General features: G+C 58.5%; 21 protein-coding genes. 15 read left to right on the forward strand and 6 right to left on the reverse strand.

All coding sequences use genetic code 11. The features are described from left to right. The first annotated feature begins 157 nt into the window (after positions 1-157). The gene (locus FHT86_RS16320) at positions 158-616 is read left to right on the forward strand and encodes a GFA family protein (protein WP_133707901.1); all 459 of its coding nucleotides are present in this window, start codon (positions 158-160) and stop codon (positions 614-616) included. A gap of 161 nt (positions 617-777) precedes the next feature. Here FHT86_RS16320 and FHT86_RS16325 read toward each other — a convergent pair whose 3' ends face one another. Then, positions 778-1,371 (reverse strand): GNAT family N-acetyltransferase, encoded by a 594-nt coding sequence (locus FHT86_RS16325; RefSeq protein ID WP_246779532.1) that lies wholly within the window; start codon positions 1,369-1,371, stop codon positions 778-780. Between the two features lie 53 nt (positions 1,372-1,424). On the opposite strand from FHT86_RS16325, the gene FHT86_RS16330 reads away from it, so the two are divergent. After that, a complete protein-coding gene (locus FHT86_RS16330; protein ID WP_133707825.1) occupies positions 1,425-1,964 on the forward strand; it encodes an AAA family ATPase in 540 nt (179 codons plus the stop codon). A gap of 107 nt (positions 1,965-2,071) precedes the next feature. On the opposite strand, the gene FHT86_RS38910 is transcribed toward FHT86_RS16330, so the two are convergent. Together FHT86_RS38910 and FHT86_RS16340 are read right to left on the reverse strand one after the other, a co-directional pair. Then, a complete protein-coding gene (locus FHT86_RS38910; RefSeq protein WP_133707826.1) occupies positions 2,072-2,539 on the reverse strand; it encodes a GNAT family N-acetyltransferase in 468 nt (155 codons plus the stop codon). A gap of 26 nt (positions 2,540-2,565) precedes the next feature. Beyond that, positions 2,566-2,940, reverse strand: coding sequence for a hypothetical protein (locus tag FHT86_RS16340; RefSeq protein WP_133707827.1), 375 nt, complete (start codon positions 2,938-2,940; stop codon positions 2,566-2,568). Positions 2,941-3,045: 105 nt separating this feature from the next. Here FHT86_RS16340 and ftsZ point away from each other — a divergent pair, with 105 nt between their 5' ends. From ftsZ to FHT86_RS16355, 3 genes are all read left to right on the forward strand, one after another. Next, complete coding sequence (gene ftsZ / locus FHT86_RS16345; RefSeq protein ID WP_133707828.1) at positions 3,046-4,068, forward strand: cell division protein FtsZ; 1,023 nt, start codon at positions 3,046-3,048, stop codon at positions 4,066-4,068. 126 nt (positions 4,069-4,194) lie between these two features. After that, positions 4,195-4,410 (forward strand): hypothetical protein, encoded by a 216-nt coding sequence (locus FHT86_RS16350; RefSeq protein ID WP_133707829.1) that lies wholly within the window; start codon positions 4,195-4,197, stop codon positions 4,408-4,410. A gap of 806 nt (positions 4,411-5,216) precedes the next feature. Further along, complete coding sequence (locus FHT86_RS16355; RefSeq protein WP_133707830.1) at positions 5,217-6,152, forward strand: hypothetical protein; 936 nt, start codon at positions 5,217-5,219, stop codon at positions 6,150-6,152. A gap of 88 nt (positions 6,153-6,240) precedes the next feature. Here the strand turns inward: FHT86_RS16355 and FHT86_RS16360 are convergent, their stop codons facing one another. Further along, positions 6,241-7,866 (reverse strand): GMC family oxidoreductase, encoded by a 1,626-nt coding sequence (locus tag FHT86_RS16360; RefSeq protein WP_133707831.1) that lies wholly within the window; start codon positions 7,864-7,866, stop codon positions 6,241-6,243. Positions 7,867-8,085: 219 nt separating this feature from the next. Between FHT86_RS16360 and FHT86_RS16365 the strand changes: the two genes are divergently transcribed. The 4 genes from FHT86_RS16365 to FHT86_RS16380 all read left to right on the forward strand — a co-directional run bounded on the left by FHT86_RS16365 (position 8,086) and on the right by FHT86_RS16380 (position 12,804). Further along, entirely contained in the window at positions 8,086-9,165 is a 1,080-nt protein-coding gene (locus FHT86_RS16365) for a sugar ABC transporter substrate-binding protein (protein ID WP_133707832.1), read from the forward strand. A gap of 168 nt (positions 9,166-9,333) precedes the next feature. Beyond that, entirely contained in the window at positions 9,334-10,317 is a 984-nt protein-coding gene (locus tag FHT86_RS16370; protein WP_133707833.1) for an ABC transporter permease, read from the forward strand. A 5-nt stretch (positions 10,318-10,322) separates the two neighbouring features. Next, positions 10,323-11,825, forward strand: a complete 1,503-nt coding sequence (locus FHT86_RS16375; RefSeq protein ID WP_133707834.1) for a sugar ABC transporter ATP-binding protein — start codon at positions 10,323-10,325, stop codon at positions 11,823-11,825. Between the two features lie 10 nt (positions 11,826-11,835). After that, positions 11,836-12,804, forward strand: a complete 969-nt coding sequence (locus tag FHT86_RS16380; RefSeq protein ID WP_133707835.1) for an ABC transporter permease — start codon at positions 11,836-11,838, stop codon at positions 12,802-12,804. Between the two features lie 77 nt (positions 12,805-12,881). Here the strand turns inward: FHT86_RS16380 and gloA are convergent, their stop codons facing one another. After that, positions 12,882-13,295, reverse strand: coding sequence for a lactoylglutathione lyase (gene gloA, locus FHT86_RS16385; RefSeq protein ID WP_133707836.1), 414 nt, complete (start codon positions 13,293-13,295; stop codon positions 12,882-12,884). A gap of 160 nt (positions 13,296-13,455) precedes the next feature. Here gloA and FHT86_RS16390 point away from each other — a divergent pair, with 160 nt between their 5' ends. The 5 genes from FHT86_RS16390 to FHT86_RS16410 all read left to right on the forward strand — a co-directional run bounded on the left by FHT86_RS16390 (position 13,456) and on the right by FHT86_RS16410 (position 17,899). Then, a complete protein-coding gene (locus FHT86_RS16390; protein ID WP_133707837.1) occupies positions 13,456-14,907 on the forward strand; it encodes an FAD-binding oxidoreductase in 1,452 nt (483 codons plus the stop codon). Further along, entirely contained in the window at positions 14,904-15,623 is a 720-nt protein-coding gene (locus tag FHT86_RS16395; protein WP_133707838.1) for a FadR/GntR family transcriptional regulator, read from the forward strand. The genes FHT86_RS16390 and FHT86_RS16395 overlap by 4 nt, the downstream gene beginning before the upstream one ends. Positions 15,624-15,640: 17 nt before the next feature. Then, entirely contained in the window at positions 15,641-16,384 is a 744-nt protein-coding gene (locus FHT86_RS16400) for an SDR family oxidoreductase (RefSeq protein ID WP_133707839.1), read from the forward strand. Positions 16,385-16,414: 30 nt separating this feature from the next. Beyond that, positions 16,415-17,260, forward strand: a complete 846-nt coding sequence (locus FHT86_RS16405) for a fumarylacetoacetate hydrolase family protein (RefSeq protein ID WP_133707840.1) — start codon at positions 16,415-16,417, stop codon at positions 17,258-17,260. A 459-nt stretch (positions 17,261-17,719) separates the two neighbouring features. After that, on the forward strand, positions 17,720-17,899 hold the full coding sequence (locus tag FHT86_RS16410) for a DUF3309 domain-containing protein (protein WP_133707841.1): 180 nt from the start codon (positions 17,720-17,722) through the stop codon (positions 17,897-17,899). Between the two features lie 88 nt (positions 17,900-17,987). On the opposite strand, the gene FHT86_RS16415 is transcribed toward FHT86_RS16410, so the two are convergent. Beyond that, positions 17,988-18,899 (reverse strand): NAD(P)-dependent oxidoreductase, encoded by a 912-nt coding sequence (locus tag FHT86_RS16415; RefSeq protein ID WP_133707842.1) that lies wholly within the window; start codon positions 18,897-18,899, stop codon positions 17,988-17,990. 121 nt (positions 18,900-19,020) lie between these two features. On the opposite strand from FHT86_RS16415, the gene FHT86_RS16420 reads away from it, so the two are divergent. Beyond that, a complete protein-coding gene (locus FHT86_RS16420; RefSeq protein ID WP_133707843.1) occupies positions 19,021-19,767 on the forward strand; it encodes a FadR/GntR family transcriptional regulator in 747 nt (248 codons plus the stop codon). The last annotated feature ends 168 nt before the right edge of the window (positions 19,768-19,935 follow it).

The raw sequence follows: 19,935 nt of genomic DNA on the forward strand, positions 1-19,935 counted from the left end.
AGCCGAAGCGGACCTCACATGTCAGTGTGCCAGGCCGTTATTGAGCTGGTCCTACTATCATCTATCGCCGTGCCGCGTTGAGTGATGCGACCTTTCTTGATACAGCCACGAGCCGGTTGCAGGGATCACAATATTATGGGAGTGCGGCGTGGCTAAGATGGAAGGAGGGTGCCGTTGCGGTTCCGTTCGGTGGCGCATTGAGGGCGAGCGGATTCCTCGGACCTACGCGTGTCACTGCTTGGATTGTCAAACCTGGAGCGGCAGCGCGTTCAGCCAGCAGGCGATTGTGGCGCGAGAGCGTTTCGAATGTATTGGAAAAGTTGGACAGTTCGATTTACCGAGTTCTGACGGCAACAGAATATCCAACCAGTTCGCTTGTCCGGCATGCTTTACGCGGCTCTATAACACCAATACCTCACGGCCGGGCCTTGTTGCCATCAGAGCCGGAACATTTGATGATAGTCATCAGCTCACCGTTGTTGCCCACATCTGGACAAAACGAAAACAACCGTGGCTGACAATTGATGAGCGATACCCCAGTTGGCCGGAGGGTGCGCCGCAGGCGGAATTGTTTCGTTTGATCGATGCGCCGGTTGCGGGCTTGTCAAGAAAGTGACGGCAATGGCATCACTCGGCGCTGTCGCCGTGCGCAGCTTTGAGTCTGCTGTGGTCGAGAGGAGAGTTCGTAGCAGCAGAACAGAGGTCCGGATATGGCGCGAGGGAAATGTCGGCTAACGGCGGCTGTCGGCCCAATCATCGTGGACTGACACGATAAGCTCAAAAGTTAGCTCCCACCAAAATCTTGACCATGGGATAGCCCGGCAATTTGCCCCACGGGACAGGCCTTCCCGCATCGACATAACCGACTGACCGATAGAAGCGATGTGCTGTCTCGGTGCTGGTGAGAATAGCCCGCTCATGGCCATCGTCTCGCAGATGTTGTTCAAGGGCGATCAGCATCATTTTGCTTATGCCTTGGAAGCGAGCATCGGGTGCAACGTAGTTTAGCGTGATTTCTCCGCTTCGCGCCGCACCACCGACAGCGCAAATGTTCCCATCTTGCTCTGCGACCAGAAGGCGTTGATTGGGTAAGCCGAGCCATGAGCGAAAGTGTTCAGGCGTTTTGTTTCCCAACCACATCTGCACGATCTCATCGTCATTGTGGTGATCGGAAACACATAGCTCCGCGATTGACTTGCGAATGACCTGAACCGCCTGCTCTGCGTCATCCATGTGAGCGATGCGAATCATCAGCTTTCTTTCGCGCGTTGCCACCCCCAGTGTATTGCATGAGTTGACCAAAGGAAGTCCGCTGGTAGCGCAATTCTGACGAGGAACTTCGACCGGCCGCCCACCATTGATCGTTGACAACTCCGTTGACTCCGGCCAATGGAAGCTATCCTAATTTCCCGACCGGTGTCCTTATGCTGCCTTTGCACTCCCTTGGCGAGCGCATCGTCGTCCTCGGCCCTTCTAACGCGGGCAAGTCAACGTTGGCGGTCGCCCTCTCCAGGAAGCTCGGTTTTCCGACTGTGCATCTCGACCAGCTTCATCATCTGCCCCACACGGATTGGCAGCCACGTCCGGAAGAAGAGTTCGCCAAACTCCATGATGCGGCGATTCTTGGAGAGCGATGGGTTATGGAAGGCAACTATTCACGGCTGATGCCGCAGCGTCTAACCCGTGCTACTGGCGCTATTCTCATCACGTCAAATCACTGGCTACGCTTTTCGCGCTATCTCAAGCGCACTGTTGTCAACCGTCCGGATCGCGCAGGACATCTCGAAGGTGCCAAAGACAGCATAAAATGGGAGATGGTTCACTGGATTCTTGTGAAGACCCGCAACAGTGGCGTCAAATATGCGAAGATTCTTCAGGAATCCGGCTTGCCAACCATCGAATGCCACACAGCGGATGCACTCAATAATCTCTACCGAGTTTGGGATTTGCCCGTGCCCCGGTAGGGAACCACGGAAACATTTCGCCACGTCCGGTTATGGCGCGATGCGACCGTGGCGACCTTCCGCGATCGGTCCAGATCAGTCGTTCCGGCGTTGCCTTGGTGAGAGGCTCAAAGCAGCCGACGGCACAAATCAATTTCGTCCCTGATTGGTATTCCATCGTCACCGATCGCGGGAATAGTGGGCTTCAGTAATCTTGCCTCATCCACTGCTCCAGGTCGAAGCCGCCGCAGCTCGAAGCCTCGACGTTGGTAGAACCGCAATGCAGTGAGATTGTCGTTCGTCGTCATGACCCAAAGCGAAGAAATTCCTTGGCCCCGCAACTTATCGGCTAGAGCTTCTACCAATAGAGTTCCCACGCCTTGGCCGGGACAGACTGCGTCGAGCGACATAAGTTCTGCGTCGTCGCCCCAAACCCGGTAAGTAGCCAGCCCCTGATCGGAGTCAGCCACAAGTGCTGGAAGCTTCAGCAGGTCAAAAACCTCCCCATGAGCGACGACGGCTGTGCCACCCCATCTTTCTACGAGGAGTTTCACAATCCAATCTGCATCTTGTTGGGTAGGCTCACGAGCAATCATGCCTCAACATAGCAAGCGCCAGGTCGTCAGACCATCGCCGGATGACCACTTCTGACGCAACGCAGCCGCTGTTTCACGCCCAAAATGAGGCTGGTCGGCATTGTGGCACGCGGATGATCGCCGGTCACCACCAGTGGTGGCAAAGGTGGTGACAGCGACATGGGCGAAGAGGAATAAAAATTGGGTGCTGAATACTTCAGCATTAGGACAACGCCGTTCAATTGATGCCTATGGCAGTCGTGATTACACCGACTGGTCAGCGATATCGCCCCAAAGTACGCCTTATCCTGTGGTCGCCCAGCAGACGCGCTATATTGCATCCGGCGGAAAGCCGGGCCAAATCCAAACGACGCCATCGGACCGATTTTTGTCATCAGGACCAGGTCGACTCTTTCGTCCACGCAAACTCCTTTGCCCTGTCAACGCCTTGTTGCGCTTGTATGATGAAGCGCGAATCGCTGTTCGCAGCGATAGACGTCGGCCAAGATGAATGAGGGAAGCTAAACATGACGGACGCCAAGAGCGGCATCGCAGGCCTAAGGCCACACATTACTGTGATTGGTGTAGGCGGTGGCGGCGGAAATGCGATCAACAACATGATTGCTGAAAATTTGGCGGGTGTGGACTTCATCGCAGCAAATACGGACGCTCAGGTCCTCGCGACCTCAAAGGCATCACGCCGCATCCAACTCGGAGCAAATGTAACAGAAGGTCTCGGTGCAGGTTCGCTGCCGGAAGTTGGCCGCGCGGCTGCCGAGGAATCGATCGATGAGATCATGGATCATCTGAGCGGTTCGCACATGTGCTTCGTCACCGCCGGAATGGGCGGCGGAACAGGGACGGGCGCTGCACCCGTGATCGCGCACGCTGCCCGTTCGGCTGGCATCCTAACCGTCGGCGTCGTCACAAAGCCATTTTCCTTCGAGGGCAATCGCCGCATGAAGACAGCCGATATCGGCATCGAGGCGCTGCAGCAGGCAGCCGATACGGTTATCGTCATTCCCAATCAGAATTTGTTTCGGATTGCCGATGCAAAGACCACTTTCGCGGATGCCTTCATGACTGCTGATCGTGTGCTTTATTCTGGCGTCGGATGCATCACCGATCTCATCGTCAAGGAAGGTCTGATCAACCTTGATTTTGCTGACGTGAAATCGGTCATGCGTGGTATGGGCCGAGCCATGATGGGCACGGGCGAAGCCACTGGGGAAAACCGGGCGATGAGAGCGGCCGAGGCGGCAATCGCGAACCCATTGCTAAATGACGTTTCAATGAGGGGTGCCAGGGGTGTTTTGGTCTCGATCTCCGGCGGTTCGGATATGACACTCTTCGAGGTGGACGAGGCAGCGAGCCGCATTCGCGACGAAGTGCAAGGCGACGCGGAAATCGTCATCGGGGCGATCTTCGACCGCAATCTTGACGGCAGGTTCCGTCTCTCTGTTGTGGCGACCGGATTGGATGGTAGCGCGCTCCTGGCACCGATGGATGCCTTGGCTCAGGATTTGGCGCAGAAGCATACGCTGCAGTAGCACACGCAATTTCGATGGGGGCGGGAATGGAATTGGATGTCGAGCCGCCAGTCTGTCGCTTCTGCGGCGCGCGATCTTCCAGCGAGGTGATGCTAAGATCAGGACAGCACAGACAAGGGAACTGAGATGCGCAAGTTCAACGTTATCGTCACAAACGAAATCGAAGCTGACACTGCCGAAGAGGCCGCCCTGCTCATGTACCAGGAGCTAACGAAAGGACCGCCGCCTCTTCGCTTTTCCGTAACGGATGAGTCCAAGTCCACTACCAGCATAAAGCTGGATCGGGCGAAGGCAGATGAATTTGCCAGCGTCGATCATACTGCAGACCCCGGCAATTGGTAGCGGGACAGATTGCTGCGATAGACCGCAAGCTTCCCATCGTCAATTTGCAAATGTGGCCTGGTGAACGGTGAGGAGACAGGCGTTTTGGAAGGGTCATTCGAGGCCACCCTATACTGGCCCGCCGTAATATATGCAGCCGGTGCAAACGGTCTTTGCCCTACGATCATCGAAGCGACGTGATCAGGAGAACTTGGTGGTTGGGTAAACGACCTGAGCTATGTCAGCAATGCTTGCAATGCGACAGCCAAGAAGAACGCGATGATAACGGCCGCCGCCATAAGGGTGACCTGGCGATTGGCTCGTTGAAGGACGCGAGACTGCCGTCCCCGTTTCGCCCGAAGGCGATACCCTCGGGCAGGGACGGTATTGGAGTGGCCTTGCTCTTTTCTCCCGGACATGGCTGCCTCCCAGCAGAAGATGCCAGTTTTGAATATAGCAGCCGACGCCACATTTTTCATGGCGTGAATCGGCACTTTGAGGCTGGGATTTCCCAAGATCCAGGATGATCATGGAGCGTGCAGCCTGCGTCCACGGACAGGTCGCCGCTCCAAGGAGTTTGTCGCGGGCGAGACGCTGCATGTCTGACAAATTCCAGTCACGCTCCATTAGCGATGGGCCGAGAGCCAAAACACCTGACCGAATGATCTTTATATTTTTACCGGTCAAATTTTGCGCAGCAGAAGAGCGGCGCAATGGAGCGCAAGTATTAATGGCAGATGACCGGACGAACTAACTGACATACTACTTTGTACTCTTGCTAATGCAATTTTAACGTGCTTTCCTGCTTACGAATAAGGATTGAGCACATGACATGTTTCTTAAGGTTGTCCGGCGAAACCGTTGCCTTCGTCCTGATATTTGCGGTTTCCTCCTTCTCTGCCAGCTTTTCCTGTGTGAATGCGGTTAGACCGGACAAGAAGGCAATCTGCGCTGATGCCTTGCTCTCTCAAAGAGATGAACAGTTAGCTGCCGCATTCATCAAGGCGTCTGCAGCCATTGGAAAAGAGCAAGCTCGAATGATTTCTCGGCCATTGATCGCAAGACTGCGTCAATGCGGCACCGATCCACAATGCATCGGAGCAATACAAATTCAGACAATCGGCGCACTGAATGCTGTGACAACGGCGCGTGACCCGAATCCGGTGATAGCTGAACCGACCGCACCGCAACCGGAGCAGGGCGTGGCCTTCGTGCCGTATGGCTCTCGCCCTGGCATGACGGTGCAAATTGTCGACCGATGGGGGATTGGCTCGGAACGCGCCGTTTTGTTTATCCGCCATACCCATCAGGACGCAGTGGACTTCTGCACGGGCTATGCGAAGGACCCATCGCCTCAATGCATAAAGGAAGAACTTGCAGTTCCACTTAAACGTATCATGACAGCGAACTGCAAAACTGGTTTGTTCACAGCGGCTGACGGCTCTGTTCTCCTGCTGGATACGACGGATCAAAGTACCGAAAGTGGACATCCAACGATCAGGGATTTCAAAACGAGCGAAATTCTCGGTAATGATTTAGCCAGCGGCCACGACGTCTATTTTCGGCAATACCAGGCGATGTGCCCCGCAAGCGCAAACCGGGTCGTCGCAGCGCAACCTTCCGTTCACCCCGATACCAAACCGGCACCGGAACCAATACCGGTCACTTCAATTGTCCAGACAAAGTCACCCGCTGCAATTCTTATCAGCCCAAGTCCGGCAACGGCGGCAACACGAGCACCGGACATTGGCAACAAGTTTTGAGGTGATCACGTGTCGACCCGTTGGATGGTTTCGACGAAGGTGCACGGGCACCTGACCTCTCAGCCACAGACAATGTGACATTGGCGCATCAATGCCTCTGCGGCGCTTCCCTCAGGAGAGATTCCTTCCGAGCCTCATGAACGCCTTTCAATATATCTGCGGCCTTCTCGGCAATCATTACGGTTGCAGCATTGGTGTTCGAGGAGATCAGACGCGGCATCACTGAACTGTCACAGACGCGCAACCGGTCGATGCCGCGCACCCTAAGTTCAGGGTCAACAACGGACTCGCCGCCGCCCATGCGGCAGGTGCCGACAGGGTGATAGGCGGAGCGGGCATATTGTCGCGCAAACTCCCGGTATTCGGTCGGGCTCCTGACCTGTCCGTTTGGAAGATAGAGCCGTTTCACGAAAGGCCGGAACGCAGGCTGCGACAGGATGTCCTGGCTGATCTTGATGCCATCAACGGCGCGCTCGAGATCATAAGGCTCGGCAAAGGCGTTGGGATCGATTGCCGGGGCTACGCTTGGGTCCTTGGAGCGAAGGGTGACCTGCCCGCGCGATCGCGGACGCACATGGTAGGAATTCAGCGTGCAGCCATTGCCGCCAGGGACGGTGCCAATGCCTTCTTCGACACCTGCACCGGGGAGGAAATGGAATTGGATATCCGGCGTCTTCTCGCCGCGGTCGCCCCACCAGAAGCCACCGGCTTCGACGATATTTGACGCGATCGGCCCCTTGCCAAATAGGGCATACTCGACGCCCGCAGCAATCTGCCAGTGACGCTTCTTGTAGCGGTCGATGCCATGGGAGCCGCTGAGTTCGGCAAGCACGTCGACATCCATGTGGTCCTGCAGGTTCTTCCCGACTTGCGGCAGGTCGCGAATGACGTCGATATCGAGAGCTCGCAGCTCATCGGCGGGTCCGAGGCCGGACAGCATCAGCATCTTCGGCGAACCGATAGCGCCAGCGGTCAGGATTACCTCTCGCTCCGCTCTAAGGAGAACCGAGCGCCCATTCTCGACAATCTCAATCCCGACTGCGCATCCATTCTCGATAACGATGCGATTGACGGCCGTATCGGTGCGCACGGTAAGATTTTTCCGTATGGCGGCGGGCTTCAAATAGCCAACGGCCGTGCTGCTTCGCCGGCCGTTACGCGTTGTTGTCTGATAGAAGCCGGCACCTGCCTGGGAGCCGGCATTGAAATCCGGATTGAAGGGAAGGCCTGCCTCCTGCGCCGCACGTACGAAGACGCGTGTGAGCGGGTGAGGCGTCTGCGAACTGACGCCCAAGGGGCCGTCCGTTCCGTGATGCGAGCCACCAAACGTGTCGTTGCCTTCCGATTTCCGGAAGTAGGGCCGCACATCCTCATAGCCCCAGCCATGGCAGCCTTCGAAATCGCGCCACCCATCATAATCCTGCGGGCATCCGCGGGTGAAAACCTGGGCGTTGATCGAGCTGCCGCCGCCGAGCACGCGAGCCTGGGGATAAACCATTGTCCGGCCCGCTATCTCGCGTCCGGCCTCTGTTTCATAACCCCAGATCAGCGGACCTGTGGTCATTTTGAAGAAACCCACCGGGAGGTGGATATACATGTTGCTATCCCGTGGACCAGCCTCCAGCAAAGTAACGGAAATATCCGGATCCTCGCTCAGGCGCGCGGCAAGGACGCATCCCGCCGAGCCGCCCCCGACGATGATGTAATCGGGCATTCTCTCCTCCGACAGATTTATGCAAACGTCGGATTTCCTCATTGTCCCGACGTCAAATCGCCATCACAATCTCAAGACTCTTGCTCCTCGTCAAGAGAAGGGGTACGGTTGCCGTCTTGAAGGGTTGTCGTACAAATGCTATGACGAACCGCTTCTGATTTGGATGCCGCGGGAGAAGGACGGCATCTCAATCTTCGTCATTCAACGGGAGGTTTTCGAATGACTGACAGGACAAATTCGCGTTTCGCCATCATGAACCGGCGGTCGTTTCTCGCCACGGTAGCCACAGGCGCCACAGTGGCCGCACTACCCAAGCAGCTCCTTGCAGCCGACAAGCCGACACTCGTCACATCCATCCGGTCCCTGTCCAATCCTTATCACGCCGTTTGGAAGACCGGTGCGGAGGCCTTTGCGCAGTCGATCGGACTCGATCATGTGACGCTGGTTTCGGAAGGCAACAGCGAAAAGGGCATCGCCGATATCAAAGCCATGCTCGCCAAAACCGGCGGCAACATGGTGCTGAACTCCGATCCGAACGACACGCCGGACGCGCGTCCGATCGTAGAGGCCTGCGCCAAAGCAGGCGCTTATGTCGTCACTCAATGGAACAAGCCGGACGATCTTCATCCCAAGGACTTCAATCCCTACTACGTATCGCATATCGAATTTGACGGCGTTTCCAGCGGCAAGCAGATCGCCGAAATTCTCTTCAAGACGATGGGCGGCAAGGGCGGCATCATCGCACTCGGCGGACAAATTTCAAATACGGCGGCGATCGAGCGCAAGAAGGGGCTGGAACAGGCACTGGCCGCCAATCCCGATATCAAGCTCCTGGACTTCCAGGTTGCGAACTGGAAATCGTCTGAAGCCTACGACCTGACAAGCAACCTTTTGACGCGCTTCGGCGACGACGTAAAAGGCATCTGGGCCGCCAACGACGACATGGGGACCGGCGCTCTCGAGGCCTTGCGTGCGGAGAGCCTTGCTGGTCAGGTCCCAGTCGTCGGCGTCGACGGCATCAAGGCTGCGGTGGATGCCGTCCGCAAGGGTGAATTCGCCTGCACCGTTACTTCCGATCCGTTCTGGCAGGGCGGCATGGGGCTCGCGATCGGTCTTGCGGCCTTGCAGAAGAAGTTCGATCCGGCCAAGGAGCCGCCCGAGCATCGCGAGTTCTACGGCAAGGCGGTGCTGATCGCCAAGGACAATGTCGAGGACTACTACAAGACCAATATCGACTCTCATCCGCAGCTCGACTGGAGCGACCTCTGGGGCCGCGTCACGGGTCCTATTCGCGCTTAAAACGGTATCATTTCTCCCGGCAGTCCGTGGCCCCCCGCCCGGCTGTCTCCTGCTGGCGGGCGTGTTACGACGCTCGCCAGCCCCTCGGATGACGTAGCGAGGTGCCGTCTGTTGACCATCAATGCCCAAAACATCAAGAGTATAACGAAAAGCAAACAGGCAGGTGCCATGCCGACCGTTGGAGGCCGCCTCTTCGGCAGGCCAAATCTCAAGCAACTGCGCGCCTATGCGCCACTTCTCGTTTTGATCGCGCTCTGCGTCCTGATCACGATCGCCAATCCGAATTTTATCGAGCTGCGCAATCTCGTCCGCGTCGCAAACTCCGCTGCGGTGCCACTGACGCTGGCAATGGGCCTGACCTTCATCATTCTGCTCGGGAGTATCGATCTCTCGGTGGAAGGTTCGCTTTCGGTCGCTGCCATGGTGACGGTACTCCTGGCGACCAATGACGCGAATGCCAATTCTTTTGGTTGGCTCGCCGTCATTGCGGCGATTGCAGCCAGCACGGCAATGGGTTTCGTGACCGGCGTCATCCAGACTTTCCTCAGAATTCCATCCTTCATGGCGACGCTCGGTGTCTGGTTCATCGGGCTCGGTATTTCGGTCTATATGCTCGGAGGTTCGGCCGTACGCCTGATGGACCCGTCCATCCGCGATCTCGCGCTCATGCGCGTCCTTGGTCTGCCGGTCGCCGTTTGGGTGGCCTTGGTGGCCTTCCTGCTTGCCTGCGGGGTTCAATATTATACGCGTCTCGGCCGCCACATCATGGCGATTGGTGGCGGTGAGGACGTGGCAGAGCTCTCGGGCATCAATTTGCGCCGGGTGCGCATCATGGCCTTCAGTCTCGCCGGTTTCTTCTTCGGCATTGCAGGCGTGCTTGCCGCGGCCCAGCTCGGACGGTCGGATGCGGTCATTGCCGACGGCCGGCTTTTTGCCGCCGTCACCGCCGTCGTTGTCGGCGGGACTGCCCTCACCGGTGGCGAGGGCGGTGTCGTCAATACGCTCATCGGTGTGCTGATCGTCACCGTTCTCAGCAACGGCATGATCCTGCTGGGCATCTCTCCCTATGTTCAGCAGACCGTGCAGGGACTGATGATCATTGCCGCAGTCGCCCTTTCGCTCGACCGTCTGCGTCTCAAGATCGTGAAGTGACCGCCATGTTAACAGCCAACGAAATCAGTAAGTCATTTGCCGGCGTTCACGCATTGAAGAACGTCTCGCTCGACATCAGGCCAAACGAGGTCGTCGGACTGATCGGCGAGAACGGCGCCGGCAAGTCGACATTGATGCGCATTCTTGCCGGAACGCATCAGCCGGACGGCGGAACGCTCATGCTCGACGGCCAGCCGCTCAAATTGCGCAATGCGCGCGATGGCGCGGCGCACGGCATCGGCATGGTCTTTCAGGAACAGTCGCTGCTGCTGAACCTCTCCGTGGCCGAAAACATCTATCTGGGTCAGGAAGACCAGTTCGTCCGCTTCGGCGTCATGAACTGGACGCGCATGCGCGCGGCAGCGAAGCGCCAGCTCGCAAAGATCGGCGTCGACATCGATGTCACCGCGCGCACCTCGGAGCTGACGTTCGCGGCTCGCCAAATGGTGGAATTGGCAAAGGCGCTGACGCTCGAGGAAACGGTGTCGCGGCCGCTCGTCATTCTGCTCGACGAGCCGACCTCGGTACTGAGTGGCAGCGATATCGACGTGCTTTTCAAGCGTGTGCGGTCGCTGAAATCCCGGGCGAGCTTCGTCTTCGTCTCGCATCGATTGGACGAAGTGCTGCGCATCTCCGACCGCGTCTATACGATGAAGGACGGGCAGGTCGTGGCCGAGCACAGGGCGTCAGATATCACCGGACCGGAACTGCACGAGATCATGGTCGGACGCGGCTTGCAGGCCAGTTACTATAAGGAGAACAAGCAGCTTCCGCCGCGAAGCGAGATCGTTGTTGATGCCAGTCGGCTGTGCATAAACGGTGCATTTCATGATGTCGATCTGCAAATTCGCGCCGGCGAGATCGTAGGCATAGCAGGAGTCGTCGGATCGGGCCGCGAAGAGGTGACCCGGGCAATCGGCGGCTTTCTTACGCATACGGGCGGAACGTTGAAGATCAATGGCGAAGCGGTACATTTTCGCAGGCCGCAGCAGGCGGTGCGCAAGAGCATCGGCTACATTCCGCGCGAAAGACGCGTCGAGGGCCTGGTGATGTTTCTCTCCATTGCCGAGAACATCACGCTTGCGGACTTGTCTTCCGTCATGCGCAACGGCGCGATCGATTACGGCCGCGAGCGCAAGCTCGCAAGCGATTGGATCCGTCGCCTGCGCATCAAGGCACCGGGTCCGGATATCGCCTGTCGAAAACTCTCCGGCGGTAACCAGCAGAAAGTGGTGCTGGCGCGATGGATGACGGCAGGGTCGCGCATCTTGATCCTTGATCACCCGACGCGAGGGCTCGATGTCGGCGCGAAGGAAGAGGTCTACGAACTGGTGCGCGAATTGTCGTCACAAGGCGTCGCAATCCTGCTGATTTCCGACACGCTCGAGGAGACCATCGGCCTTTCGCATCGCGTCCTGGTGATGCGCGACGGCGCCGTGACCGCACATTTCGATGCGGCTCCAGGCAGCAAGCCGGACCAGGTCGATCTGGTCCGGGCAATGGTTTGAGGAGACCGTCATGGAACGCTTCAACGACATTAAATCTCTGCTTGCTGCGGGCTGGGTGCAGGGCGCAATATCGCCCGCGTTGCTGGTGGTTCTGGTCTTGATCATCGAAGTCGCTGCACCCGGCTTCCTGACCAGTGACACGCTCATTCTGCTCCTGTCCAATACGGCCGTGCTTTTCATTCTTGCTGCGGGCGTCACCTTTGTCATTCTTATCGGCGGCATCGATCTCTCGATCCAATCGGTTGCTTCGCTTGCAAGCGTCATTCTCGCTCAACTGCTGCCGCAGATCGGTATGCTGGCCTTTCCGGTTGCCATTCTTTCCGGTCTCGCCTTCGGCATCTTGAGCGGCTACGTCCATGTGCGTCTGAAAGTGCCGTCGTTCGTGGCGACGCTCGCGACCGGCGGTGTCGTGGCCGGCATCGCGCTTTGGGCAGCCGCCGGTCGGGCCATTACCATTGAGGAAGGCGGCCGCGAAAATACGGCGTGGATCAATGGAACGTTTGCCGGACTGCCGACGGTAATCTGGATTGCCGTTGCCATTGGCATCCTGGCATTTGTCGGCCTCCGATATACACGTTTTGGCCGTCACAGTTTGGCTGTCGGCGCCGGCGAACCTGCGGCAATTGCTGCCGGCATCAACGTCGAACGGACAAAGATCCTAGCCTTTGCGATCTCTGGAATGCTTGCGGCGATCGCGGGGACAATACTTGCAGCACGTCTTTCGAGCGGCTCTCCCAATCTCGCCAATCAGTTGCTGCTGCCAGCCATCGCGGCGGTTATCGTTGGCGGCACGGCGATCACTGGTGGCCTTGGCGGCGTGGCGCGAACGGCTGTCGGCGCGCTGATCATCTCGATCGTTCGCATAGGCATGACATTCGTCGGGATCAATATTTTCGCGGAAAATGTCGTGTTCGGGGCGGTTCTCATTCTCGCCGTCGCCATCACCATCGACCGCAGCAAGATTGCGATCATCAAATGACCGGGTGGTGTAGGCAGGCACCCGAAAATGAAAAAGGCCGCGCCAACCGGCGCGGCCTTCGAAGGGCGAAGCGATCGTTACATCGTGTCGAGACCGATCAGCTCGATCTTGTATCCATCCGGGTCTTCGATAAAGGCAATATGCGTCGTGCCATGCATCATTGGACCCGGCGGACGCGGGATCTTGGCTCCCTGCTTTTCGAGTGCGGCACAAACGGCATAGATATCGTTCACGCCAAGCGCCAGATGGCCGAAGCCGGAGCCCAGGTCGTAAGCTTCCTCACGGCCCCAATTGTAGGTCAGCTCGACGACCGTGTCGGTCTCTTCCGGGCCATAGCCGACGAAGGCATTGGTGAACTTGCCGCCTGGATAATCATCCCTGCGCAAGAGCTTCATGCCGAGCAGCTCGGTGTAGAATTTGATCGATCTGTCGAGGTCGAGAACACGGATCATCGTGTGCATCATTCGAAATTGGCCGGACGCCGCGGTCATAGTGTGGATCCTCCTGCAAGTTATCGTTTTCAAACTGGTTTTTAGCGAAAGAGAGGCAGCGGAAAAGGTCCCTGCACTTGATGTTCGAAACCAGTGTTGTATGATAACCATGTAAGTAACCCAATTGTCCAGTATTTTCCCGTTTGATCGGAGCAACCGCATGAATGCCGTCCCGCCCCTTCAGGAAAGAGCGCTTGCAGCCCTTTCCGCCGCAATGCCGGCGGACATGTTCCTGACGGACGACGAAGCCATGGACCGCTATAGTCGCGACTGGTCCGGCGATCATTACGGGCGTCCACTTGCGGTGGCGCGGCCGCGATCGACGGAGGAGTTGAGCCGCTTGATGAAATGCTGTCATGACCAGCAGATTCATGTGGTGCCGCAGGGCGGACTGACGGGGCTCGTCGGGGCGGCTGTGCCGACCTATCCGGGCGGTGAGGTCGTCGTTTCCTTGGAGCGGATGAACAAGGTGCGCTCGGTCAACCCCATCGATTTCGCAATGGTCGTGGAAGCGGGCTGTATTCTGGAAGATGCCAAGCGCCATGCCGAAGCGGCTGACTGCATCTTGCCGATCACCTTCGGCGCACAGGGCACCTGCCGCATCGGCGGAAACGTCGCGACCAACGCCGGCGGCTTCAACGTCTTGCGATACGGCATGACGCGCGAGCTCGTGCTTGGTCTGGAGGTCGTGCTTGCAGACGGCCGTATCTGGAATGGCTTGCGCACGCTGAGGAAAGATAATCGCGGCTATGACCTGAAACAGCTTTTTATCGGCAGCGAAGGCACCCTCGGCATCGTCACCGCCGTGGCGCTCAAGATCTTTCCGAAGCCCGAGCAGGTAGAGACGGCGCTGGTTGGTCTTCAATCCGTCGAGGCCGCCATGCAGCTTTATGCTCGGGCGCGGCGCCAGTGCAGCGATCTGCTGACCGCCTTCGAGCTCATCCTGCGCGGCGGCATCGAGATCGCCATCAATGCCAGAAAGGATCTACACGATCCGCTGGGCAGTCCCTATCCCGTTTATGTTCTCATCGAAGCCTCGGCAGCCGGCCGGGTCGATCTGCGGGCGCTGCTCGAAGGCTTTCTCGCCGACGCATCGGATCTTGTTCTTGATGGCGTCATTGCCGGCAGCAAGGCACAGGCCGACCGGCTCTGGCTGTTGCGGGAGATGATGGTCGAGGCGCAAGGCCGGGGCGGGCGTTATCTTAGGACAGATGTCTCGGTTTCCATATCCAGCCTGGCGGCCTTCGTTTCCGACGCCCTTGATGCTCTCGCCAAGATGCACCCCGATGCGATTGCCGTGACCTACGGCCATGTCGGCGACGGCAACATTCACCTGAACATCGTTCCTCCGGTGGACATGCCGGCCAACCGGTTCGATGAGCTTTTCCATGCGACGGAAGAGGTGATCTTCGACGTGATCGACAAGCATGGCGGCTCGATCAGTGCTGAGCACGGCATCGGACGCGTCAAACAGGCTGCGTTTCTCAAGCGGGCCGACCCCTTGACGCTCGAGCTCTCCCGCCGGATCAAGGACGCATTCGACCCGAAGCATTTACTGAGCGAGGGTCGGATATTGGCAAGCGTTGAAGGCGAGGCAAAGGGTAGCGAATGACGCTGAAACTGGACAAGGTCAACCGGGGGCCACATCTGTCGACATTGGTCGCGAGTTCGATTTCGCGGGAGATCGTGCAAGGCCGGCTGAAACCGGGCGATCAACTGCCGACTGAACAGCAACTGGCACAGACATTCGGTGTCAGCCGCAACGTCGTTCGCGAGGCGATTGCCCGGCTGCGCTCCGAAGGCCGTATCTGGTCGCAACAGGGGCGTGGCGCCTTCGTTGCGGATCAGCCCAACGCCACGGTGCTGACCATCGATTTCGAGGCGCTGCAGCAGGCCAATGCCTTCCAGTCGCTTTTTGAATTGCGCGGCATTCTCGAAGTTGAAGCAGCCGCGCTCGCAGCCAAACGCCGGACCCGCGACGATCTGCTGGCCATGAAGGACGTGCTCGCGACCATGCATGCCGCCCCATACGGCAGCGTGATGTGGCTGAAGACCGATCTCGAATTCCACAAGACCGTCGCTGCCGCAACCGGCAATGCCTACATGGTCCAGTTTCTGATGTTCGTCTCCGAAAGGGTGCGCGAAAGCATCCTTGCTTCCGGCAATCAACAGCGTTCGGAGGATCTCGCCGTCGTAACGCTCGGTGAGCATCAGCGCATTCTCGATGCCATCGAAGCTGGAGACGGTGCCGAGGCTCGGGAGGCCATGCGTGATCATCTCCATGGCGCCGCAAGCCGTGTGGGTCTTGGCGCAGAGCAATCCGAATAATCTTTTGAGGTTTTGACATGACTGGAAGGCTTGAGGGAAAGACGGCTGTCGTAACGGCGGCCGGGCAGGGGATGGGACGCGCCACGGTGCTCGCCTTCCTGCGCGAAGGCGCGCGCGTCTGCGCGACCGATATCGACGCCGGTAAGCTGGATACGCTGCGCGATCACGCCGGTGTCACGGCGCGCAAGCTGGATGTGCTGAACCCGGCCGAAATTCGTGCCTTCGCGGAGGACATCGAGGCGCCCGACATCCTCTTCAACTGCGCCGGTTTCGTTCATCACGGCTCGATCCTCGACTGCGACGAGGATGCCTTCGACTTTTCCGTCAATCTGAACCTTCGCGCCATGTACCGGATGATCCGCGCCTTCCTACCGGGCATGGTCGCCCGCGGCGGCGGGTCGATCGTCAACATGGCGTCTGTTGCTTCCACCGTCATCGCCGCGCCGAACCGCTTCATCTACGGCACGACGAAGGCCGCCGTTATCGGCCTTACAAAATCGGTCGCGCTGGACTATGTCGGCCAGGGTATCCGCGCCAACGCGATCTGCCCCGGAACGGTTGAGAGCCCCTCGCTGCAGGACCGGATGCGCGCGCTCGGCGATTACGACCAAGCCCGTGCGAGCTTCATCGCCCGCCAGCCAATGGGGCGGCTTGGAACGGCGGAGGAAGTCGCCGAACTCGTCGTTTACCTCGCGAGCAATGAATCTGCTTTCATGACCGGCAACGCGATCGTCATCGATGGCGGTTGGGCGAACGCCTGAAGACAAACGCAAAGACAACGGACAATTGATATGAAGCTTCTGAGATACGGTCAGCGCGGCTCCGAAAAGCCCGGCATTCTCGACAGGAATGGCAAAATCAGAGATCTGAGCAGCGAGATCGACGATGTGGCGGGGAAAAGCCTCACCGCCGCCGGACTTGCAAAGATCGCAGCGATTGATGTCGAGAGCCTGCCGCTGGTTGCCGAGCCGGGCCGCTTGGGGCCATGTGTCGCGGGCAGCGGCAAGTTCATCTGCGTTGGCCTGAACTATGCCGACCATGCTGCCGAGACAGGTGCCGCAATTCCCGAAGAGCCGATTCTCTTCATGAAGGCGACCAGCGCCATCACCGGCCCGAACGATAATGTCATCATCCCGCGCAAATCGAGGAAAACCGACTGGGAAGTCGAGCTCGGCGTCGTCATCGGGGACGAGGCCCGTTACGTCTCCGAAGCCGACGCGATGAAACATGTTGCCGGCTATTGCCTGATCAACGATGTCTCCGAGCGTGAATTCCAAGCTGAACGCGGCGGCCAATGGACTAAAGGCAAGTCAGCCGACAGCTTCGGCCCGATCGGTCCGTGGGTGGTGACGCGCGACGAGATCGCCGACCCCCAGAACCTGAAGATGTGGCTGTCGGTCGATGGCACAATGCGCCAGAACGGTTCTACGAAGACGATGATCTTCGGTGTCGCCTTCCTTGTCCACTATATATCGCAGTTCATGAGCCTGCAGCCCGGCGACATCATTTCCACCGGCACACCGCCGGGTGTGGGTCTCGGCATGAAGCCTCCTGTTTTCCTGAAAGCAGGCCAGACCATCAGGCTTGGCATCGAAGGCCTTGGTGAGCAGACGCAGTTGACGGTAGACGCGACCTGAATGTTTCGCAGGAGGCGCTATCGTGCGCCTCCTCTCTTCAGCATATGCCAGGCCTCCAGTATGCGAAACGCGCCTCAGCCGGCTACGCAGTCACTGTCGAACTTGCAGACGTGCAGACCCAGTGCACAGCTCACAAGCAACTGACACGGCTTTCGCGGCAGCTAGACAGTCGCCAACAAAACCCGCTGCTACGGTTGGGAACGGAAGCGACGGACTGGGGCATCGCTTCTTGGTGTGTGCGATGGCGGGTCGCTACCCTAGCCATTCGTTTCAACCCAGCGATCGCACTAAACAGGCAATAAAATCTGTGGTCTCTGACATTCTCCGGCCGCGGATCGCCGATGACCGGTAAGTTCCGTCTCACACAGGCGATATGAAGCCCGCCCAAGAAGTCTGGGATAGGAACTTTTGAAGGCTTCTGACGTTTCAACCCTAGCTTTCTAACGAAGGAGCAAGCGCATGGGTTTGATACTCTTGATTGTAGTCCTGGTCATTTTGTTTGGCGGTGGCGGTGGCTACTATGCCCATCGCTCATATGGCGGACGAGGCCTTGGCGGAGTGCTAGGTCTGATCATCGCGATACTTGTGCTGGTTTGGCTGCTGGGTGGCCTGCACGGATTGGGGCCTGGGCCGGTTTAAGCTCAAGCACCCACTCAAGAGAGACGGGAGCATGTGGCCTGCCACGCCATCCAGGCTTCATGGCGCAGTTCCGGCCCTGTGTTCCACCTCATCCTGCGGTGTCGCGCGCGCCCGTCAGCGAAACGCCGTTCAAATCCGCAATCACGTCTGAAAGGGCAGGCACGAAGGATTGGCCACGGCCAGATGCCACCGCCGATGCGAAGCTGTTGCGCACCGCCGCGCCGATTGGATTTGCAGCCTGAAGGGCCTGCGCAAGCGAGGCGAGGTAGGACATATCCTTCAAGGCGTTTGCCATGGCGAAACGCTGGGCGTTCTCGTTCCGGTTCAAAACGAAATCGAAGAAGGCCTGATAGAAGCCGCAATCCATGCGGCTGCCGCGCAGCACGCTGTCGAAGACTTGCGGCGTAAGGTTCGCCTTTGCGGCAATCATCAGCGCCTCGGAATAGATTGCCGAATACCCCATCGAGACGAAATTGTTGAGGAGTTTCATCGTGTGCCCGGTTCCAGCCGCGCCGGTTTCGACGATACGTGCCGCGAAAGCCTCCAATATAGGCCGCGCCCGTGCTATTGCCTCAGGAGTACCGCCGGCCATGACGTCCAGTTTGCCCTCGGCTGCCTCCTTCGGCGTGCGCGCGAGTGGTGCGTCAACCAGCATGATTCCGGTCTGGGAAAGCTCCTCTGCGAGCTTGATGGTGATGGCGGGATTTGAGGTCGAACAGTCGATGAGGAGAAGCGGCTTTCCCGCCGCGAGGATACCTGTCGGGCCTGTGAGGAGCTGCTGGACCTGTTCTGATCCGGTGACGCAGAGCAGAATGACGTCGGACGCGAGCGCCAGTTCCTTTGGCGTGGTGACTTCAGTGGCGCCAAGTGCCCTCAGGCGCTCGACCGCCTCTCTCTTCTTATGTGCGACGACGGCCAGCGGCCATCCCTTGGCGAGCAGATTGGCCGCCATGCCCGACCCCATCGCGCCGAGACCGATAAACCCGATTTTCTCTTTCATTCTTTCCTCCCGGTTCGTTACGGATATCCCGGCATGCGGGATTTTGCTTTTTCCCGTGCTATGGGGTAGCAACAAAGTCAGTCGTTGGCTGGCAGCCAGCGAAAATAAACTTCGAGGCAGCATGAAGGACAGGGACAACGCCGTTTTCAACACGATCCCGCAGACCCCTAATCTGCGGGCCGGGCTTGCCGATAATCTGATTGCCCAGATCGAGGCCGGTGACCTCAAGCCCGGCCAGCGGCTTCCCACGGAACAAGCGATCATGGAAGCGACCGGGGTCAGCCGGACTATCGTTCGTGAGGCGCTCGCCACGCTTCGCGCCAAAGGCCTTATCACCACCCGGCAAGGCTTGGGTGCCTTCGTCTCGAACGATCCGACACCGCGCTCCTTTTCCATCATTCCGAATGATCTTGAGTCCATCGACGAGGTGTTGCGTGTCCTGGAGCTGCGCATCGGCATCGAATGTGAGGCAGCCGGCCTTGCGGCGTTGCGGCGCACGCCGGAGGACATTGAGCGTATACAAGACCGCCTCGACGCGCTGGATCGCGCGATTGAGGAGGGTGGCTACGGCGCGGAAGAGGATTTCGCCTTCCACCGGTCCATTCTGGTCGCGACCCAGAACTCCTACTATGGGCGGCTGTTCGATACCTTCGGCAATGCAATGGTGCCGCGCCAGTGGGCACGCCTCGACAAGATGACCGCGGCCGAGCGCGAGCGGCATACGGTGCGCATGCGCAAGGAACATCACGCGATCTTTTCCGCCATCCGTGACGGTAACGAAGCGGCGGCCCGCAAAGCGCTGCGCAATCATCTGTCCAAGAGCACGGCGCGCTTCGAAGAGCTCCGCGACGCAAACCTGCACAGGTGATCGCTCAGGCGGCATAACGGGGAACGACATAGGGTCCCTCCGGAATGATGGCGACGGTGGGATCGCCGGATGTTGCGATGCTGCGGTCGATTGCTGCCTTGATATCGTCGATCATCGTAACACCGGTCAAGGTCCGGTCGTCGCCGGCAAGCCCAGTGGTATAGAGCT

This window comes from Rhizobium sp. BK313 (assembly GCF_014193655.1).
Classification (GTDB): Bacteria; Pseudomonadota; Alphaproteobacteria; order Rhizobiales; family Rhizobiaceae; genus Rhizobium.

Bases quoted from the DNA above. Each gene is read 5' to 3' on its own strand.
- FHT86_RS16320 (WP_133707901.1), top strand. From the start codon at position 158: ATGGAAGGAGGGTGCCGTTGCGGTTCCGTTCGGTGGCGCATTGAGGGC.
- FHT86_RS16330 (WP_133707825.1), top strand. From the start codon at position 1,425: ATGCTGCCTTTGCACTCCCTTGGCGAGCGCATCGTCGTCCTCGGCCCT.
- FHT86_RS38910 (WP_133707826.1), bottom strand. From the start codon at position 2,539: ATGATTGCTCGTGAGCCTACCCAACAAGATGCAGATTGGATTGTGAAA.
- ftsZ (WP_133707828.1), top strand. From the start codon at position 3,046: ATGACGGACGCCAAGAGCGGCATCGCAGGCCTAAGGCCACACATTACT.
- FHT86_RS16350 (WP_133707829.1), top strand. From the start codon at position 4,195: ATGCGCAAGTTCAACGTTATCGTCACAAACGAAATCGAAGCTGACACT.
- FHT86_RS16355 (WP_133707830.1), top strand. From the start codon at position 5,217: ATGACATGTTTCTTAAGGTTGTCCGGCGAAACCGTTGCCTTCGTCCTG.
- FHT86_RS16360 (WP_133707831.1), bottom strand. From the start codon at position 7,866: ATGCCCGATTACATCATCGTCGGGGGCGGCTCGGCGGGATGCGTCCTT.
- FHT86_RS16365 (WP_133707832.1), top strand. From the start codon at position 8,086: ATGACTGACAGGACAAATTCGCGTTTCGCCATCATGAACCGGCGGTCG.
- FHT86_RS16370 (WP_133707833.1), top strand. From the start codon at position 9,334: ATGCCGACCGTTGGAGGCCGCCTCTTCGGCAGGCCAAATCTCAAGCAA.
- FHT86_RS16375 (WP_133707834.1), top strand. From the start codon at position 10,323: ATGTTAACAGCCAACGAAATCAGTAAGTCATTTGCCGGCGTTCACGCA.
- FHT86_RS16380 (WP_133707835.1), top strand. From the start codon at position 11,836: ATGGAACGCTTCAACGACATTAAATCTCTGCTTGCTGCGGGCTGGGTG.
- gloA (WP_133707836.1), bottom strand. From the start codon at position 13,295: ATGACCGCGGCGTCCGGCCAATTTCGAATGATGCACACGATGATCCGT.
- FHT86_RS16390 (WP_133707837.1), top strand. From the start codon at position 13,456: ATGAATGCCGTCCCGCCCCTTCAGGAAAGAGCGCTTGCAGCCCTTTCC.
- FHT86_RS16395 (WP_133707838.1), top strand. From the start codon at position 14,904: ATGACGCTGAAACTGGACAAGGTCAACCGGGGGCCACATCTGTCGACA.
- FHT86_RS16400 (WP_133707839.1), top strand. From the start codon at position 15,641: ATGACTGGAAGGCTTGAGGGAAAGACGGCTGTCGTAACGGCGGCCGGG.
- FHT86_RS16405 (WP_133707840.1), top strand. From the start codon at position 16,415: ATGAAGCTTCTGAGATACGGTCAGCGCGGCTCCGAAAAGCCCGGCATT.
- FHT86_RS16410 (WP_133707841.1), top strand. From the start codon at position 17,720: ATGGGTTTGATACTCTTGATTGTAGTCCTGGTCATTTTGTTTGGCGGT.
- FHT86_RS16415 (WP_133707842.1), bottom strand. From the start codon at position 18,899: ATGAAAGAGAAAATCGGGTTTATCGGTCTCGGCGCGATGGGGTCGGGC.
- FHT86_RS16420 (WP_133707843.1), top strand. From the start codon at position 19,021: ATGAAGGACAGGGACAACGCCGTTTTCAACACGATCCCGCAGACCCCT.